The organism is Humibacter ginsengisoli (genome assembly GCF_054780095.1).
Genome location: NZ_BAAGWZ010000004.1, coordinates 173,503 through 191,896, shown reverse-complemented (window position 1 = coordinate 191,896; position 18,394 = coordinate 173,503). Strand labels below are relative to the sequence as shown.

Here is an 18,394-nt window from a genome sequence, read left to right as displayed (position 1 = left end):
CCACCCATGCTCCGTGCATCGTTCAACGAGAACTGGTACGTCGGTCACGATGGGGCCGACCGCGTCAAGGACGAAGGCCCGCTCACGCTTCCGCACGACGCCATGATCGTCGAGCCTCGGTCCCCACACACGCCAAACGGGCACAACACCGGCTACTACCCGGGTGGCGTCTACCGCTACACAAAGCGCTTCATCGCACCGGAGGAGTGGCGCGACCAGAACCCCGTCCTCGAGTTCGAGGGCGTCTACCAACGCTCCCAGGTATTCGTGAACGGAGTCCTCGCGGGGGGACGCCCCTCCGGATATGCGCTCTTCCATGTTCCGCTGGCGGAGCATCTGCGATTCGGGGAAGAGAACATCGTCGAGGTCCTCGCACACAATCACGCCATGCCGAACAGCCGTTGGTACACCGGCAGCGGCATCTACCGACCCGTGCACCTGTTGACCGGTGGCCCCGTCCGAATCCCACCCACAGGGCTCCGAACCAGAACCTTGGCCGCTGCACCGGAACTGGCAACCCTCGATGTCTCGGTCGTCATCGAGAATGGATCAACGAATCCAGCGAACATCCAGCTCGAGGTGTCGATGACCCGCCACCGTGAACAGACCACCTCAGGTATTGAGCACATATTCCTGGCCGTCGGCGAGACGGCGACAGCAACCGTCCAGCTCGCCATCAATCGCCCTGCGCTCTGGGCACCGGACACACCCGACCTATACGAGTTGCACGCAACCGTCACCGTCGACTCCATCGTGCAGGATGCCGCCGTCGAGGTCATCGGAATCCGAACTGTCGCCGTCGACGCCGAACACGGCCTCCGGATCAACGGACAGGTCACCAAGCTGCGTGGCGCGTGCATTCACCACGACCACGGTGTGCTCGGCGCCGTCGCCCTTGACCAGGCAGAAGATCGCCGGGCACGGCTGATCAAGGCCGCCGGGTTCAACGCAATACGCAGCGCCCACAACCCATCTGCACGGGCGCTTCTGGCCGCCGCAGACCGACACGGACTCCTCGTCATGGAGGAATTCAGCGATGTCTGGACCCGGGCGAAGACGAGACACGACTATGCCTGCGACTTCGAGGAGTGGCATGAACGCGACCTGCAGGCGATGGTCGCCAACGCGATTAACCATCCCTCCGTGATCATGTACTCCATCGGCAACGAGATCGCCGAGACATCACAGTCCTCCGGCATAGCGCTCAGTCAGCACTTGGCGGACATCCTCCGCACCGCAGACCCGACGCGCCCTATCACCAATGGCGTCAATCCCTTCCTGAATCTCCTCGCCCCCAGCGACGAGAAGCATGCCCAGCAGATCTCAAAAACGTCGAAAGCGGCCGATGGGCGGGAGCCGAGTGAGAGCGGGCGAAGCCTCATCACGGTACTGAATCTGCTCATGTCCGCGATGCAGAAGGTCACACCCATCATCGTGCGCCGCAAGTTCACCGACGCGAAGATCCGACCAGCCATGGACGTGCTTGATGTCGCCGGCTACAACTACGGCGGCGCCAGGTATGTACAGGACGCACGACAACATCCGGATAAGCCCATGGTGGGGACCGAAACCGGCCCAGGTCAGCTCGAACAGAACTGGCCGGTCATCGAAACACATCCCCAGATCATCGGCGACTTCGTCTGGACCGGATGGGACTACCTCGGCGAAGCCGGAATCGGCAGTATCCGCTACAACGACAGACCACGCCTTTTCTCGCCATGGCCGGGTCATCTCGCCGCGACCGCGAACATCGACATCACCGGCCACCGCCAGACCCAGACCTACGCCAACGAGATCATCTGGGGACTCCGGACAGACCCCTACATCGCCGTACGACCCGTCGACCACGCCCGCGACAAACGGACACCATCCCTTTTCCGCGCCACCGACGCCATCCGCAGCTGGAGCTGGGACGGATTTGAAGGGACTGCGGCCACTGTCGAGGTCTACGCCAATGCCGCACGCGTGCAACTCGAGCTCGACGGCGTTCCTGTGAGCCGCGGCAAACGCCACGGCGAATACCTGACAACGTTCCGCGTGTCATACCGTGCCGGCACCCTGACTGCTTACGCCTACAACGCGGATGGGACCCTGATCGGCCACGACGAACTACGAAGCGCCGGCCGGGACCTTCACCTGCGCGTCGACGCCGAGACGGCAGGCTTCCACGCAGACGGACAATCACTGCTCTACCTGACGATGGAGCTCACGGATGGCGCAGGAATCGTGAAGCCGACCGCGGACCGTCAGCTGACAGTCGCCGTGAAGGGACCTGCGATCCTGGCCCTTGGGTCGGCGGCACCCTCCACTACAGAAAGCTTCGTGGCAACAACGCACACGACATTCCAAGGGCGAGCTCTCGCCGTCCTGCGGTCCACCCGGGAAGGCGGACCAGTGGAGATAACCATTACCGCAGACGGTTGCGAGCCTCTGACTGTGACGCACCACGCGATCTCGCGGCCCGAGACCTCCGCAGCATCGTTGTGAGACCTGGGGAACGTCAACGATTGGTCGCTGCCAGGGTTGCAGATCTCCGCGGCGCTGCCCACCGCCGCTGTCCTGTCCGATGGCATCACAAGACGCGGTCTCACCAAGGCGGCGTGACTACCTTTTGACTACAACCGGACGCGATTGACGGCCCTTTCGGGTGATCGGTGCGCCTCAACTTCCGCGGAAAATCAAGGGTCTGTGATCCTACATCCCCGCAGAAATGCAGTCTGAGTTAACTGAAAATCGAAAGGTCACCGGATCGATGCCGGTCGGAGCCACCACTAGACACCAGTCACACGGTGAAATCTTCCGGCGTATGTGCACCCGTTACTGCACCCAAGAACCTTGATCGGTACTCGCCATGCCAGAGTCGTAGACCAGGGCATGAGCGATGACGCGAAGTCTCGGCCGGCAGAGACCCGTGCGTGGGCGAAGGCGCAGCGAGCGGAAACGAACGCGGCAGTGCGCAGCGGCCGTGCGCACGCGAACACGGAACTGAATGACGCTCTCGCCAAGAACAAGGCCGAGCTCGATGGCGTGAAGTCCGACATGGCGGAGGCGAGGGCCGAGCTGCGCGAGCACGTCGCGTTCGAGCTTGAGCGCGCGGCACGGAAGGAAGCGCGCGGCGGCGAAGGATGAACGCGGCGCGCAGAAGACTCCACACAAGAATCGTGACCGACTCACCTTCGACTCGCAGCATCCGGACGGCGCCGACCTGAGCGACGATCAACGCGACGCGATCGAGGAGGGCGTGCGCCGCCGACGCCCACTACAGGATTCGGGGGCCGAGGCTCCCGAGCTCCAGCCGGCGGCTATTGTCACTGGGAAGACTTATGATAGACTTGTCAGCGACAATTCAATAGCGCGTGGAAGGAGGTGATCGAGATCCCCTCAGATCGCAGGATCAAACCCCTTCTTGATGAACTGGAAGCGCAGGGATGGCGCATCGACCCGAAAACCAAGGGCTGGATGTGCTTTCCACCGGACAAAAGCAAACGCCCGGTAGCGATCCACAAGACACCGTCGGATCACCGCTGGTACGAGAACTGCCTGTCAGCTCTCCGTAAGAGCGGATTCCAGGGATTCAAGTAAGTGGGAGAGGTTGGGGGAAGCCAAGCTTTGGTCGGTGCGGCTTCCCTCAATCTAAACATCCTGCGACTTCCACGCAACTGAGAAACCGATAGGAAGGTAGCCCATATGAGTAAGTGGCAGGCCACCGTCTCGTTCAGGACTTCGGGTGTCTTGACGGACGATGCTGCCTTCGATCTCATCGATAGCCTCGCTGACCACGGGGCTGTAGTGAGCGTAGACGTCGATCAGATGGGAGCAGAAGTGATTCTGTCCATCGAAGACGGCAACACGCTCGACGCTGCTTCGATCGCATCCGATCTCGTCTCTCGTGCCGCCGACTCCACCATCGGCGCAATCGAGATCGTCGGACTTGAGGTGCTTTCGGAGGAGGCCGTTGACGCGAACCTCGCAGAACCTCTTTACCCCCCAGTAGTTGGTTATGCGGAGATCGCGGAGATGGCTGGCGTCACCCGTCAGCGTGCACGGCAGTTCGCGCAGATCAATGGATTCCCTGAGCCGGTCATTGAGACCGCGCAGGGGCCGCTGATGAGCAAGAACGCTGTCGCACGGTGGCTTGAGAGAAGGAACACCAAGACCGGACGCCCTAGGAGTAGAGCAGCGTTCGCGTAGCGTCACCGTTCACCCAGCCTCGTCCCACGCGAGAATCGAGCCCCCAGGCCTTCACCGAGCCTGGGGGCTCACTCGTTTGAGGTCGGCCCTCGGTCGAGGATCGTGGGCCTGCCCGAGCCCAGCGATGTACACCCCACCAAGACGGGTCGGCTCTACTCCACCGCCATGGCCGCGACGGGTGAGATGTGTACGGCTCGGCGTGCGGCGGTCGCTGCGGCGACGGTGGACAGCACGACGGCGGCCGCCGCGACGATCACGACGATGTCCCACGGAACATCCGGCGGCATCAGCCGGTGCACGGCGCTGCCCATCAGCGCTTGAGCCGCGACCCACCCGTAGATGCAGCCCAGGATGAACCCGAAGAGAAGGGCAGTCACCGTGACGTGGGCACTTTCGACAGCGATCATGGACCGCAACTGCGACCGGCTGAGGCCCAGAGCGCGGAGCAACCCCAGCTCTCGTGTTCGCTGCAGCACGCCCATCAGCATGGTGTTGACAAGGCCCACACCGGCAATCAACGCGGAGAACCCGATGATCGCGGTCAGGGCCCAGAGTGCGGTGGTCACCGATTGGTTCAGGATGGCCCGCTCGCCGGGAGACGCAGCCAGCTTCGCGGCGGCGGCGTCGTGAAAGCCGGTCAGTGCGACGGCGAAGGTGGTCACGAGAGTCACGCCGATCACCAGTGCGATGCCGGTGCGAGCACTTCGTTCCGGGTAGCGGCTGACGCCACCTACCGCTATGCGGCCGACCGCCCCGCGGCTCCACGCCTGTCCGGTCAGACCGAGCAGCGGCGGCATGATCCGCCCAGCACCGAGCACGATGCCCGTGAACGAGAGCACACCACCGAAGAACGCCGGCAGGAGGCCGACCGGGAGGATCAGACCGACCATGACGCCGAGGGCCATGAGCACCGCTCCCGATGCGATCAGGACGATGCAGGCGGTGAAGCGCACAGATGAGCGCCCGCCTCGGGCATCCTGGGTCGCTGCAACGGCAGTGGCCTCAAGCGGGCTGACCGTGGTCACGGCACGACAGCCGACCCACGCGGCCCACCAGGTGGTGAGCACGACCACGCACCCGGGAACGACGAGGTACGGCGACAGCAATGCGTAAGCGGTGCTGGGCAACCAGTGGCCACTGATCCCGGCAGCGACGACGATCACGGCAGAGGCGATGCCGGTCGCCACCCCGATGGCGGCACCTGATGCTCCGGCCCACAGTCCCTCGATCGCGACGGCGCGACGCAGCACCCGGCCCTCCGCGCCGACCAGGCGCAAGAGCGCGATCGAGCGGCGGCGACCGGCGATCACCGTGCCGAATGCGTTCGTCGTGACGACGCATCCGACGTAGATGGCCACCAGCAAGAACACCGCCGCCACGACAGACAGGCCGATCCCGATCTTGACCGACGCGGCCGACGCCCCCGTCGCAGAGACCACCCCTTCGATCACCGCCACCGCCTCGACCAGAACGGTGCCGAAGAAGGCCGTCATTCCGGCCACGACCAGCGTCGAAGCGTGATCGCGACGCCGACCGGTGCGAAGTGCTGTGGGTCTGCGCGCCACTTCCGGCGAGCTCAAAGTCGACTGCATATCGGCAGGCTACGAGGCAGCACGGCCGCGCACATCCGCCGACGGAAAGCGTCCGATACATCCGAAGCATGACGGCCGGGTATCAAGCGGCATCGACGATGCCTGTGCAGAGTTCTTCAGAGCGTCGCCATGCTGAAGCCGGGCAGAGCATGGAGCAAACGCTGGAACAGGCGCTCATCTCCACCTATGGTCAGCGCTCCCGTTTCCTTCGCCGACGCCAAGCTTTGGCGGTTTGCGATCAGGCTCATGAGGGTCCGGGCGTCCGTGTCGATGATTGCGTCCGGGCGGTTCGCTTCGCCTCGACTGATCTCAAGGTGCCCCGCCTGCACCCGAATCGAGAAGAGTTCGTGAGCAACGCCCACCTGGAACGTGGCGGTGAGGTCGCCGGCGGCCGCGGAATCGAAGTGTGCGCGCAGTGCAAGCAAGATGCCGTCGATACTCAGGTGGGCATCCAGGTCGCGAAGCGGTGACCGGCGGCCCCATCGACCCAGTTCGACAAGAACCGGCTCGAGCTCTCTGCCCCAATCGGTCAGGTCGTATACCCAGACACTCGCGGGTGGAGCGAGTTGGCGGCGGCGAACTAGTCCGTGTGCTTCCATGTCCCGCAGCCTTTGCGAGAGGACGGGAGCAGTCAGTTGCGGGAGTCCGGCTCGCAGATCCATGAACCGCTTCGGGCCGATCAACAGCTCGCGAACAATCAGGAGGGCCCATCGTTCACCGACCAGGTCTAAAGCGTGCGCGGCCGCACACGCCTCACCGTAGGTCCGCGAGGTGGTCATAGCCCCAGCGTACCAATCGGTCGCTTATTCAACCTATTAAGTTGCCTTTTCATACTCGCCGGTACAGACTTCACATCGGGTGTCGAATCTCCCCCGAGGATCGCCGTGCAGGCGAGTACCCGCCGGGGGACGCATCCAGCATGAGGAGCTCGATGTGACGAAGAAGCAGGTGCCGGCGAGCGCGATTACGTCGATCCAGAAGTGGGTGCTGGCGTTGGCATCACTGGGGTCCTTCATGGTGATTCTCGACATGATGGTCGTTTCGACAGCCCTGACCGCGATCCAGCGGAATCTGGGTTCGTCGCTGGAGGGTCTCGAGTGGACGCTCAATGCCTACACACTGAGCTTTGCCGTTCTGCTGATGACGGCCGCCACTCTCGGGGATCGATTCGGGCGGCGACGGATGTTCGCTGCCGGGTTGGCTCTCTTCGCCGTCTCCTCGGCGATTTGTGCACTCTCTCCCAGCGTTGGCGTCCTGATTGCTGCCCGGGTGATTCAAGGCGTCGGGGCCGCGACCATCATGCCGATGGCGCTGGCCCTCTTGAACGGCGCGTTTCCTCCCGACCGCCGAGGTTGGGCGCTGGGGATCTTCGGCAGCGTGACGGGGCTCGGAGCTGTCCTCGGCCCGATCGTCGGCGGTCTGCTTACTCGCGGGCTCGGCTGGCCCTGGATCTTTTGGATAAACGTACCGATCGCATTGCTGATGATCCCGCTCCTGTACGTCAAGGTGCAGGAGACATCTCGAACTCGACAGCGGGTCGACCTGCTTGGGCTCACACTGATCACGGTTGTCGCACTCGGCCTCGTGTGGGGACTGATCCGTGCCAACTCGGTTGGGTGGGTTAGCGCCGAAGTCCTAGGAGCGCTCATCGTCGGGATCATTGCCGCGGCAGCCTTCGTGATGTGGGAGCACAACCGGCGGGCCACGATGCTTCCACTGCGGCTGTTCCGCAACCGCGCGTTCTCGGCAGGAAACACGGCGATCTTCTTTCTCAACGCCGGCTTGACCGGGGCGATCTTCTTCATGGCACAGTTTCAGCAGATCGTTCTCGAGCAAGACCCCCTCAACGCTGGGCTGCGCTTGCTCCCATGGGGAATCGCTCCGTTTGTGCTGGCCCCTTTCGCTGGGTCGCTCGCTGATCGGCTCGGATCACGCCCTCTGGCCGTCGTCGGCCTACTCCTCCAGGCAGTCGGGTCCGCTTGGATCGCTCTGACCGCCACCACACAGATCGACTATGCGAACCTGATCGCGCCGATGAGCGTTCTCGGCATCGGTTTCGCGTTGGCGATTCCCTCGCTCACGCGAGCGGCCACCAGCGAGATGGAACCCTCCGACATCGGGAAGGCATCCGGTGCCTACAGCACAATGCGCCAGCTCGGCGGTGCATTCGGCATCGCGATCCTCGGCGCCGTGTTCGCCAGTTACGGAAGTTACTCGTCGCAGGCCGCATTCACTTCGGGGTTCTCTGCCGCGCTCTATGCCGGTGCGATACTCGCCCTCGCCGGAGCAGGAGCTGCCACGCTGCTCGCAGGAAAACGAACCCGTGCCACTGTTCGCAGTTCTCCATCACAGAACAGCGCCGGACTGATCGAGGCCGGCACCACACCACCGGTGCGCCCGTAACCATGGCCCACCTGCAAGCGATCTTCCTTACGCCGCCGCACCGAAACGCGGCAGACATCCAATCAACGAGAGGTGAACCGTGGCTCACTTGATCCTTCAGATGCAGATCTCGGTGGATGGCCGCGTTCAAGCGGCTGATCCGTCTCAGCGATGGCAGCTGTGGAACTGGGGGGCCGAATGGCCGTGGGACGCATCATTGCGCGAACGCTTCAATGACACGTTCGAACGCTCGGACGCCATCCTGCTCAGCCGGAAAATGGCACAGGAGGGCTACCTCGATCATTGGGCCGGCGTTGCCGAGGCGACTCGGGACGATGCGGACTTCCGATTCGCACGACGCATCACGAGTGTCGACAAACTGATCCTCAGTTCCGAGCTGGAAGCATCCGAATGGGAGAAGACCACTGTGCTCCCCGGAGGTTTCGGGCAGGGCGTCGCCGCGCTGAAGGACGACAGGCGGACTCTTCTGACATTCGGCGGCACCGGATTCGCCTCGGCGCTGCTCGCAGCCGGCGCCGTTGATGAACTCGAGCTGTTCATCAACCCGACAGCGGTGGGCCTCGGCGAGTCGATCTTTGCGCCCACCGGGATGCAGCTCCACCTTCTGGATTCGGTCGCCTACGAGTGCGGAGTGGTCGTCACTCGCTACCAGCCGCACAATCAGCGATAACCGGCAGCGAGAAGCTTCCAGGTTTGAGGATGACGATCTGCAGGCATCCGCGGTACTTGGCAGTGATATCGAGCTCAGAGTCCGCCGACGTGAATGGCGAGCTGAGGAAACTCCGGATCCGGCAGCCGGCAGCAGCGACAGTGAATTGACGACGGCGGAAGTTGCCGCTGCGGAGCACCCCTCCGTCCAGGCCGACGAAGCCTAGAGCCTGTCGAATTCGCGCCGTGAGGCCTCGATGCGGTCCATGTTGTCATTGGCCCATTGCGCCAGCTCGACGGCGATGTCGCGCAGGCTCTCGCCTAGTGGGGTCAGCTCGTACTCGACGCGTGGGGGGATCTCGGCGTACGCGGTGCGGGTGAGCAGCCCGTCGCGTTCAAGGTGGCGCAGCGTGAGGGTGAGCATCCTCTGGGAGATGCCGGGGATCTGCCGGGCGAGGGTGGTGAAGCGCAGCGCACCCGAGAGTCCGAGCGTGCCGATGACCAACAGCGACCATTTGTCGCCGATGCGGTCAAGCGTCTCTCGGACGGCACGGCCGCCGTCGGGTGCGGCTGCACAGGTCGAGGACAGTTCGGTGATCCCGTTGTGCGTGGGTGACATGGAAGTGCCTTTTGTAGAGGTTCCGCCACTTACGTAGCGTGTGCTTACACACAGATCGTAACCAACGGAGCATCATGAACTCGACTATCGCAATCATTGGCGCCGGCCCCGGAATGGGCGCCGCGATCGCGCGCACGTTTGGCGCCCAGGGCTTCAACGTCGCCCTGATCGCCCGCAACCGCACCAAACTGGATGCGCTCGTCGCAAACCTCGCCGCAGAGGACATCACCGCTGCCGGCTTCACGGCCGACGTGCTCGACCCCGACTCGTTACGCGGCGCGCTGGCCGCGGCAGAGGAGCGGTTCGGCGGCATCGACGTGCTGGAGCACTCGCCGAGCAGCTCGTTGCAAGACGCCAGGTTGACGCTGCCGTCACAGACCACGCCTGCAGCGGTACAGCAGCATCTGGAGTTCCAGTTCTACAGCGCGCTGACTGCGACCGAGGCCGTGCTGCCGCACATGAGAGAGCGAGGATCGGGCACGCTGCTGTTCACCACCGGTGCCGGTTCGGTCGAACCGGTTTCCATGCTGGCAAATGTCAACGCCGCTCACGCAGCTCTACGCAACTGGGTGCTCAACTTGCACAACGAACTCGCCGAGGACGGCATCCAGGCCGCCCACGTCGCCATCGGAGTGTTCATCGGCGATGAGGCGCCGGATGGGTACGCGTCCGCGCCAGCGGACCGGATCGCCCCGGTCTACTGGGATCTGCACACCAAGCGGGAGCAAGCCGAGATCGTCTTCACCGGGATCTTGTAGAGTCCGACGACGGTCTCGGCCAGGGCATTGTCGTAACTGCCCCGACGGCCCCGATCGAGGCGGGGTGCTCGCCTTGCACCAAAAGGGTGCTTACCCCAGCGCGGCGAGGCCCCGCTACCGGCATGATGGCCCTGTGGACACCCACAACCCGAAGGCCCACGGCCGCGACCCCGAGGCGTCGCAGGCGAACTGGATGGAGCTTTTCTTCGATCTGGTGTTCGTCGCGCTGATCGGGCAACTCGCAGACGGCTTGCGCACGCACGCCACGTTCACCGGGCTCGGCATCTTCCTGGCGCTGTTCGCCTCGGTGTGGTGGACGTGGGTGAACCTGACGTTCACCTCGAACATCCAATCCGGCCTCTCCCGGCGGGCGATGGCCGGCTTCGTGCTGGCGGCGATGGCGGGCGTTGGCGTGCTCGCCGTGGCCGCGCCCGAGGCCGTCGGGGAACTCGCGTGGCTCTTCGCGATCGGCAACGCCGCGGTGCGCGCTGTGCTCCTGGCGCTATGGGTGAGACGCAGCTGGGCGACCGGGCTCGGAGCGCGGATCAGGCTGCTCACGTACAACGGTGGAACGGCCATCCTCTGGCTGGTATCCGCATTCCTGCCAGCCCCCGTCGACTACGTGCTCTGGGCGGCGGCCATCCTGATCGAGATCGTGCTGCTCATCGTGACGGCGCCGAGCATGCTCGCGCGGTTTCGGACGGTCAACGTCGACCATCTCGCCGAGCGGTTCGGCACGCTGGTCATCATCACCCTCGGCGAGTGCGTGCTCTCCATCGTGACCACGCTGTCTAAAGAACCCTCCCCGCTGCCCGCGGTGGTTGCGGGAATGGGCCTGGTGATCACGGCGGCACTGGCGTGGAGCCTCTTCATCTATGGGGTCGACGCGATGCGGTCCGGACTGGAGAAGCTCGTGGCTGACAAGGATTCCCACGGCATCGTCGAGACCTTCGCCTTTCTGCCCTTCCTCCTCGTTGCCGGCATCATCACGCTCGCCGGTGCTCTGTCAGTCGCGATCCGCGAGCCGATGCTCACCTTGCCGCCTGTCTCGGCCGTATCTCTCGGCGCCGGCGTGGCGCTCGTCTACACAGCGAACGCGATCATCTCGGCGCGGTACGGCACGGATGCTCGCAACGTCGTGCAGTGGGCGGCCCCCGCGATCATCCTGCCGGCCGCCGTCATCCCGGTCGCGCTCCTAACGCCCGCCATCTATGCGGCGGCAGCGATGACGCTGGTGCTGATCATCATCGCCCTGCTCACCGAGGCACGTTCACGCACGAAAGCGAGCACCACGCCCGCCGTCTGACCAGTTCATCGAGGGTCCCGCGGCACCGGATCTGTGACCAGCTGTCGTGCACGGTCACGGCCGTTCGCTGTCGCGTGGCGTCGACTTGGGCGCCTTCTCAGACGCCGTTGTCGGCTCGTCCTTTGATCCGAGCGCGGCCGCTGCCACCTCGAACAGCTCGCGAACCTTTTCGTGTGCGCCCGACATCCTTACGAGCCGAATGCCCAGCGGCGCGCGATCGACAATCGGGCGCAAGACGAGACCCGGGCGCGCGTGCACGGTGGCGACGCTGCGCGGCAGCATCGCCACGCCTCGGCCGGATGCCGCAAGCTCCACGGTGCCCTCTATTCCAGCGCAACGCCGATCGGCTTCGAACGGACCCTCACCCTCCAAGTCACGCAGCCGCAGCCGGCGCTTGCCGGCCAGGCGATGGTTCGCTGCGAGGACGGCGACCTTCGACTCGGCCCCGAGTGGCACGCTGACAAGGCCGCCATCATCGAACGGCTCACGCACCACGGCGATGTCGACGCGACCGTCGCGCACCGCATCGGCACCCTCGTACCAAACGAGTTCCATCAGCGCCACCTCGAGTTCGGGCGCGACGTCGCCCATCGCTGCCACCGCGGGAGCGATGCGCAGTCCAGGCGCGAAGCCGACGACCAGACGCTCGAGGCCGCGAGCCGCCTCGTGCGCGCGGCGGACCGCCGTCGTCGCCGACGCAAGCAGACCACGGCCCTCGTCCGCAAGTCGCTGGCCGGCCGGGGTGAGTGCGACGCGGCGACCCGTGCGGTCGAGAAGCCCGACGCCGATTTCGCGCTCGAGAGCCATCACCTGCCGAGACAGCACGGGCTGAGCGATGAGTAGTCTCTCGGCCGCTCGCCCGAAGTGAAGCTCTTCGGCGACCGCAACGAAGTAGCGCAGTTTGCGAAGGTCGAGATCCATACCCTCAGGGTATCGAAGACCCCGAGAAGGTATTGGACGGTCCGCGGCGGTGGCGCCGAGAGTGAAGTCATGATCGTTCTCACCACCCCCACCGGCCGCATCGGACGTCACGTGCTCGAACGAGTGCTCGACCGCACCGACGAGCCCGTTCGTGTCATCGCCCGCAATCCCGGCACGCTTCCCGCAGACACAGCCGACCGCGCTGAGATCATCGCCGGATCGCACGGCGACCCCGCGGTGATCGATGCGGCGCTCCGTGGCGCCGACGCCCTGTTCTGGCTCACCCCGCCGCCCTGGCGTGCCGAACGGCTGGAGGACGGCATGGAAGAACTCGCCCGACCCGCCGCAGAGGCAGTGCAGCGCCACGGCGTGTCTCACGTTGTGGCGGTGTCGAACCTCGGCCGCGGCGTCCCGGGCGAATCGGGGCTCGTGCGCCACGGCCTCGCCGTCGAGGACATCTTCGCGGCCACCGGTGCCGCGTTCCGCGCCATCACGTTGCCGGGCTTCTTCGACAACTTGCTCAACGATGCCTCGACACTGCGCGACGGCTCCTTCAGCGGCGTGCTGCGTGCGGACCTCAAAGTTCCACTCGTCGCCGTCGACGACATCGCCGATGTGGTCACCGACCTACTCGTGCAGCGCTCGTGGTCCGGTCGGAAGGACCGCCCGGTTCTCGGCCCGGAAGACCTCTCGATGTCCGAGGTCGCGGCGATCCTGTCCGACCTGCTGGCGCGTCCGATCGAGTACACACAGATCGACCTCGAGGCGTTCCGTGCGGGGCTGCTCGCGCGCGGGGCGTCGCCCGCGATGGCCGACGGCATGGTCGGGATGATGTCGGCCAAGAACGCGGGGCTCGACAAGGCGGTAGAGCGCACAGCGCGCACCGCGTCGCCGACGATCTTCCGGGCGTGGGCCGAGCGCGAGCTCGTTCCGCTCGTTGAGCTCACCGCGGCCGGTGCTTCCGGGCCCGCTCAGTGAACTGCGGATGCTTCCGCGCCGCGGATGCGGTACCGGTAGCGCAGCGGTGACTCGCCGACTTCTCGTTTGAACGCGGTGCTGAACGCGCTTTCCGAGGTGTATCCGAGTTCTGCCGCGAGCGCAGCGACCCGGATGTCCCGGTCGCGAAGGGCGCGCTGGGCAAGGAGCATCCGCCAGCGGTTGAGATAGCTCAGCGGCGGCGTGCCCGCCGTGTCCCTGAAGCGTTCGGCGAAGGTGGTGCGGGACATCGCCGCGGCGCGCGCGAGTTCGCCGAGGCCCCAGCGCTTTCCGGGGTCCGCATGCATCAGGCTGAGCGCCGGGCGTAGTCGTTCGTCGCCCAGCAGCCTCAGCCATCCTCGAGGCAGGTCGGCGTCGACGAGCCAGGTTCGGAGCGCCTCGAGCAGCAAGAGCTGGCTGCGGTGCCTGATCGCAAACGCCGAGCCGATCCGATCGTCGACCACCTCGTCGAGCAGCCGGTCGAGAATGTCGCGCAGTCCAGGGTTCGGAGACGTGGATGCTCGCACGTGTCCGACCGGCGGAAGCGCCTGCTGCAGCAGCATCCGGCCGGTCGGGTTGAGATCCACCCGGAGTCCGAACACGACGTCATCCACACGGGGATCCACGTCGGCGAAGTGTGCTGGGGAGACATCCGGCTCGGGAGTCACACGGCGCGGCGCATCGTCACCGCTTCCGGCGCGCAACTCCATCCAGGACCGGTTGTTGAGGATGGCCACGTCGCCCTGCTCGAGCTCGATCGGCTCATCCATCCCATCAGCGGTGAGCCGGGCCCGCCCGCGCGCCATGGCGAAGAACTTGAGCGCGTCCTGGACCGGAGCTCGGGATACCCAGGGCCCTCGGGCGGCGATACCACCGGAGAGCACGCCGCGCACTTCGACGAGTTCGAACACCTCAGACAGCTGATCATCGACCACTTTTCGTACTCTGGGCGCAAGAATTGCGGATCTACAAGTATTCACAGTCCGGAACGTTGGGGTCAGGCTGTCTGCATGACACAGACCATCGCAAACAAGCAGCACCCGATCGGCAGCGGTTTCACCGCTTCGACCACGACCGATGAGGTGCTGGCAGGCATCGATCTGTCCGGAAAGAACGTCATCGTCACCGGCGGTCACGTCGGGCTCGGACTCGAGGCCACCCGCGCACTGGCCGGGGCAGGTGCCAGGGTGACGGTCGGATCACGCGATCCCGGCCGCGCCGCAGCAGCGCTCGCCGGGGTCGACGGAGTCCAGGTCGGACGGCTGGACCTGCTCGACCCGGCATCCATCGACGCCTTCGCCGAATCCTTTCTCGACGCCGGTCTGCCGCTGCACATCCTGCTCAACAACGCGGGGATCATGGGCGGTCCGCTGATCCGAGATGCCCGCGGCTACGAGTCTCAGTTCGCGACCAACCACCTCGGCCACTTCCAGTTGACGCTGCGCCTGCTGCCTGCGCTGCACGCGGCCGATGGTGCCCGCGTCGTCAACACGACATCCGGCGCGACCCGGATCGCCGATATCCGCTGGGATGACCCGAACTTCACCGCAGGCGGCTACGACGGGCAACTCGCGTACGCCCAGTCCAAGACCGCCAACGTCTTGTTCGCCGTCGAGCTGGACCGCCGGTGGGCCGGGGACGGGATACGAGGCTTCGCGGCGCATCCGGGAATCATCGTCGGCACCCAGCTGGGCAATTCGATGCCCGCCGATCAAGTACGCGCGATGCAGGTGGCGACCGGCCTGGTCGACGAGGCCGGTCGGCCGGTCATCGACCCGGATCGCGGCAAGAAGACCCCGCAGCAGGGTGCAGCCACCATCGTCTTCGGTGCGGTCAGCCCCCTGCTCGCCGACATCGGCGGCGTCTACCTGAGGGACTGCGATGTGTCACCGCTCGACGAGACCGTGGATCTCAACGCGCACGGTGCGGACCTGATCCGGTCGCAGAACGTCGTGCCGCATTCCATCGACCCAGAGTCTGCTCGCCGCCTCTGGGAACTGAGCGAACGGCTCCTCGGTCAGCGCGGGAGCGGAGCGTCACGGTTGGTCATGGCATCCTGAGCCTCGGGATAGCGGGCGCCGACGATCTGGATGCGGTCGGCCGCAGCGCGTAGCTCGTTCAGCTGGTCTTCGGTCAGTTCGACGGTGGATGCGCCGGTGTTCTCCTCCAGGCGCGAGATGCGCTTGGTGCCGGGGATGGGCACGATCCAGGGCTGCTGGTTGAGCAGCCACTGCAGTGCCAGCTGGGCCGGCGTCGCACCGGTCTCGGCCGCGATCTTGTTGAGCACGTCGACGAGTGCCAAGTTCGCCTGCAGCGCCTCGCCCTGGAAGCGAGGCGTCTGTGCACGGAAGTCGGTGTCGGCGAACGTCGTGGATGCATCGATCGTGCCGGTGAGGAATCCTTTGCCGAGCGGGCTGTACGGCACCAGGCCGATCCCGAGCTCGGCGAGCACGGGAATGGTGTCGTGTTCACGGTCGCGCCACCACATCGAGTACTCGCTCTGCACCGCTGTCACCGGTTGCACCGCGTGTGCACGCCGGATCGTCGCGGCGGCCGCCTCGGACAACCCGAAGTGCGCGACCTTGCCCGCTTCGATGAGCTCCTTCACCGTGCCCGCGACATCCTCGATCGGAACGTTCGGATCGACACGGTGCTGGTAATACAGGTCGATCCGATCGGTGCGCAGGCGCCGCAGCGACCCCTCCACCGCCAGGCGAATGCTGTCGGGTGTGCTGTTCAGTCCGCCGTCCTCGACACCGTTCTCCCGGAACGCGAAGCCGAACTTGGTGGCGATCTTCACCTGGTCACGGAACGGCTCGAGCGCCTCCCCGACGATGTCCTCGTTCTCGAAGCGGCCATACACCTCCGCAGTATCGAAGAACGTGATGCCGAGTTCCACGGCACGACGGATGAGAGCGACCGAGTCCGACCTCGACGGACCGCCGACGTTGCCGTACGCGCCGGTCAGGCTCATACAACCCAGCCCGATCTCCGAGACGGTCAGTCCAGTACCGAGAGTGCGCTGCTTCACGAGATTCCGTTCCTTTCACGCACCTGCCGGCGTACCCGCCGGCGCTGCGTTGTTTTCTCCATTCAAGCTGCCACTCCCGGACCGTGGGAGTCCCCAGTCATCCGGGTACTGACGGGGCCTCCCACGATCAGGGACGAACGGTGATGATGGTCTTGCCCTTGTGCCGGCCGGTCGGATTCAGCGCGGGCAGCGCATCGTCGAGGGGAACGATCGTGCCGATATTCGTGCGCAAGCGACCGTCGCGCACGCGCTGCACGATCTCACTCAGCTGGCCGCGGTCGGACTCGACGACGAAGTCGACGACACGCACGCCGGCCGGCTGCGACTCGACGGGACCGACGATCGTCACGAGTGCCCCTCCGGACCGGATCGCTTCTGCCGACTGCTTCTGCACATCGCCGCCGATGACGTCGAAGACAAGGTCGACCTTGCCGACATCCTCGAGCTCGTCGCTGCCGAGGTCGAGGAACTCGTTGGCGCCGAAGTCCAGCACCGCCTGACGGTCCGCCGCTCGTCCCGACCCGATTACGTACGCGCCGCACTCGCGGGCAAGCTGGACCACCACTGATCCCACGGCCCCGGCGGCGCCATGAGCGATGACGGTCTGCCCGGCCCGCAGGTTCCCGTGCTGAAAGAGCCCTTGCCACGCCGTCAGGCCCGAGATCGGCAGGCTGGCGCCCACGGTGAAGTCGACGTCGCCTGGCAGCGGTGCGAGGTTGCGCGATTCGACGGCCGTGTACTCGGCCAATGTGCCGTCACGGTGCCAATCGGTGATTCCGAAGACGCGCTGCCCCAGCGAGAGCCCTGTCGTGCCGTATCCCAACGCGGAGACCACACCGGCGACTTCGTGGCCGATCACCGCCGAGGTGCGTGCATGCCCTGCACGATCGGCCCAGGTGGATGGCCACTCCCACTCGGCGGGGACGAAGCCCGATGCGTGCACCTCGACGACGACGTCATTGATCGCCGGTTCCGGCTGTGGAACCTCGGTCAACGTGATTCCTGCAGCCTCCGCGGCCCGGTCCGTCGCGACGATCGCCTTCATGAGTTCCTCCTTGTATCGGTGCCGCATGGCCTATCGCGACCCTAGACCGGCCGGTGGTCGATGCGCTGATCGGCTACTGCGCTGCTGCCCGTTGCGCCGCCAACCACTGGTCGAACGTGGTCGCAGCAACTCGAGCGCCCGGTCCGGGAGTCAGCTCGTCACCGTCGATCACGGCTCCGAAGTACGGGGTCTCCGGGGATCCCACGACGGGGGTGCTTTCGCCGATCGCTGCGAAGGCGCGACGCACGAAGTCGTCCTGCGCGATCTTCTCGGGCCCCGCGATCTCCGCGATGCCGTTGGTCGGCCTTGCCTCCGCGGCCATCGCGACCGCAGCCGAGACATCCGCCGCCGCGACAGGTTGCATCACGCCCGAGCTGACCCGGGCGATCCCGTCGACGACACCGGCTGCGCCGATCGCTTTCGCGAACTCGTAGAACTGCGTGGCACGAACGATCGAGTATGGCTGGCCCGAGTCTCGGATCAACTTCTCCTGGGCGACCTTGGCGCGCAAGTATCCGCTGTGCGGGAGGCGGTCGGCGCCCACGATCGACAACGCGACGTGATGCTTCACGCCCGACGACTTCTCCGCGGAGAGCTGGTTCCGTGTCGAGGTCGTGAAGAACGCGAGCACGTCGTCGTCGGCGAACGACGGCGAGTTCGACACGTCCACGACGACATCGGCGCCCTTGAATGCATCCTCGAGTCCCTCTCCGGTGATGGTGTCGACCCCGGAACTCGGGGATGCGGCAACCGCATCGTGGCCGTGTTCGCCGAGGAGCTCCACGACCCTCGATCCGATGAGCCCGGTGCCGCCTATGACGACGATCTTCATGGTTGATCCTTCCTTTCGGCCACAGCGATTCCGCGGCCATCAACAGCTCGGACCGGATAGGGCACTCGTCTGT

General features: G+C 65.4%; 18 protein-coding genes. 10 read left to right on the top strand and 8 right to left on the bottom strand.

Going from position 1 to position 18,394, the window contains the following annotated elements; all coding sequences use genetic code 11:
• Window positions 1-6: 6 nt before the first annotated feature.
• From ACYVI5_RS07580 to ACYVI5_RS07565, 4 genes are all read left to right on the top strand, one after another.
• Window positions 7-2,487, top strand: coding sequence for a glycoside hydrolase family 2 TIM barrel-domain containing protein (locus ACYVI5_RS07580; protein WP_460579677.1), 2,481 nt, complete (start codon window positions 7-9; stop codon window positions 2,485-2,487).
• A 387-nt stretch (window positions 2,488-2,874) separates the two neighbouring features.
• Window positions 2,875-3,129, top strand: a complete 255-nt coding sequence (locus ACYVI5_RS07575; protein WP_460579676.1) for a hypothetical protein — start codon at window positions 2,875-2,877, stop codon at window positions 3,127-3,129.
• A 237-nt stretch (window positions 3,130-3,366) separates the two neighbouring features.
• Complete coding sequence (locus ACYVI5_RS07570) at window positions 3,367-3,582, top strand: hypothetical protein (protein WP_460579675.1); 216 nt, start codon at window positions 3,367-3,369, stop codon at window positions 3,580-3,582.
• Between the two features lie 105 nt (window positions 3,583-3,687).
• On the top strand, window positions 3,688-4,191 hold the full coding sequence (locus ACYVI5_RS07565; RefSeq protein WP_460579674.1) for a hypothetical protein: 504 nt from the start codon (window positions 3,688-3,690) through the stop codon (window positions 4,189-4,191).
• Window positions 4,192-4,343: 152 nt separating this feature from the next.
• Here ACYVI5_RS07565 and ACYVI5_RS07560 read toward each other — a convergent pair whose 3' ends face one another.
• Together ACYVI5_RS07560 and ACYVI5_RS07555 are read right to left on the bottom strand one after the other, a co-directional pair.
• Window positions 4,344-5,783, bottom strand: a complete 1,440-nt coding sequence (locus ACYVI5_RS07560) for an ABC transporter permease (RefSeq protein ID WP_460579673.1) — start codon at window positions 5,781-5,783, stop codon at window positions 4,344-4,346.
• Window positions 5,784-5,899: 116 nt separating this feature from the next.
• Window positions 5,900-6,562, bottom strand: coding sequence for a winged helix-turn-helix transcriptional regulator (locus tag ACYVI5_RS07555; protein WP_460579672.1), 663 nt, complete (start codon window positions 6,560-6,562; stop codon window positions 5,900-5,902).
• 154 nt (window positions 6,563-6,716) lie between these two features.
• On the opposite strand from ACYVI5_RS07555, the gene ACYVI5_RS07550 reads away from it, so the two are divergent.
• Window positions 6,717-8,186 carry an efflux MFS transporter permease gene (locus tag ACYVI5_RS07550; protein WP_460579671.1) on the top strand — a complete coding sequence of 490 codons (1,470 nt, stop codon included), beginning with the start codon at window positions 6,717-6,719 and terminating at the stop codon, window positions 8,184-8,186.
• Between the two features lie 79 nt (window positions 8,187-8,265).
• Window positions 8,266-8,856, top strand: a complete 591-nt coding sequence (locus ACYVI5_RS07545) for a dihydrofolate reductase family protein (RefSeq protein WP_460579670.1) — start codon at window positions 8,266-8,268, stop codon at window positions 8,854-8,856.
• Between the two features lie 201 nt (window positions 8,857-9,057).
• Here ACYVI5_RS07545 and ACYVI5_RS07540 read toward each other — a convergent pair whose 3' ends face one another.
• Window positions 9,058-9,453, bottom strand: coding sequence for a winged helix-turn-helix transcriptional regulator (locus ACYVI5_RS07540; protein ID WP_460579669.1), 396 nt, complete (start codon window positions 9,451-9,453; stop codon window positions 9,058-9,060).
• Between the two features lie 74 nt (window positions 9,454-9,527).
• On the opposite strand from ACYVI5_RS07540, the gene ACYVI5_RS07535 reads away from it, so the two are divergent.
• Together ACYVI5_RS07535 and ACYVI5_RS07530 are read left to right on the top strand one after the other, a co-directional pair.
• On the top strand, window positions 9,528-10,211 hold the full coding sequence (locus tag ACYVI5_RS07535; protein WP_460579668.1) for an SDR family NAD(P)-dependent oxidoreductase: 684 nt from the start codon (window positions 9,528-9,530) through the stop codon (window positions 10,209-10,211).
• 133 nt (window positions 10,212-10,344) lie between these two features.
• Window positions 10,345-11,517, top strand: a complete 1,173-nt coding sequence (locus ACYVI5_RS07530; protein WP_460579667.1) for a low temperature requirement protein A — start codon at window positions 10,345-10,347, stop codon at window positions 11,515-11,517.
• Between the two features lie 54 nt (window positions 11,518-11,571).
• Here ACYVI5_RS07530 and ACYVI5_RS07525 read toward each other — a convergent pair whose 3' ends face one another.
• Complete coding sequence (locus ACYVI5_RS07525; RefSeq protein WP_460579666.1) at window positions 11,572-12,438, bottom strand: LysR family transcriptional regulator; 867 nt, start codon at window positions 12,436-12,438, stop codon at window positions 11,572-11,574.
• 69 nt (window positions 12,439-12,507) lie between these two features.
• Between ACYVI5_RS07525 and ACYVI5_RS07520 the strand changes: the two genes are divergently transcribed.
• Window positions 12,508-13,416, top strand: coding sequence for a Rossmann-fold NAD(P)-binding domain-containing protein (locus ACYVI5_RS07520; protein ID WP_460579665.1), 909 nt, complete (start codon window positions 12,508-12,510; stop codon window positions 13,414-13,416).
• Here the strand turns inward: ACYVI5_RS07520 and ACYVI5_RS07515 are convergent.
• Window positions 13,410-14,348, bottom strand: coding sequence for an AraC family transcriptional regulator (locus ACYVI5_RS07515; RefSeq protein WP_460579664.1), 939 nt, complete (start codon window positions 14,346-14,348; stop codon window positions 13,410-13,412). The two genes, ACYVI5_RS07520 and ACYVI5_RS07515, sit on opposite strands and share 7 nt — an antisense overlap.
• Before the next feature lie 75 nt (window positions 14,349-14,423).
• Here ACYVI5_RS07515 and ACYVI5_RS07510 point away from each other — a divergent pair, with 75 nt between their 5' ends.
• Window positions 14,424-15,473 carry an SDR family NAD(P)-dependent oxidoreductase gene (locus ACYVI5_RS07510; protein WP_460579663.1) on the top strand — a complete coding sequence of 350 codons (1,050 nt, stop codon included), beginning with the start codon at window positions 14,424-14,426 and terminating at the stop codon, window positions 15,471-15,473.
• Here the strand turns inward: ACYVI5_RS07510 and ACYVI5_RS07505 are convergent.
• The 3 genes from ACYVI5_RS07505 to ACYVI5_RS07495 form a co-directional block, all read right to left on the bottom strand.
• Window positions 15,431-16,444, bottom strand: a complete 1,014-nt coding sequence (locus ACYVI5_RS07505; protein WP_460579662.1) for an aldo/keto reductase — start codon at window positions 16,442-16,444, stop codon at window positions 15,431-15,433. The genes ACYVI5_RS07510 and ACYVI5_RS07505 overlap by 43 nt on opposite strands.
• A gap of 127 nt (window positions 16,445-16,571) precedes the next feature.
• On the bottom strand, window positions 16,572-17,489 hold the full coding sequence (locus ACYVI5_RS07500; protein ID WP_460579661.1) for an NADP-dependent oxidoreductase: 918 nt from the start codon (window positions 17,487-17,489) through the stop codon (window positions 16,572-16,574).
• Window positions 17,490-17,562: 73 nt separating this feature from the next.
• The gene (locus tag ACYVI5_RS07495; RefSeq protein ID WP_460579660.1) at window positions 17,563-18,321 is read right to left on the bottom strand and encodes an SDR family oxidoreductase; all 759 of its coding nucleotides are present in this window, start codon (window positions 18,319-18,321) and stop codon (window positions 17,563-17,565) included.
• Between the last annotated feature and the right edge of the window lie 73 nt (window positions 18,322-18,394).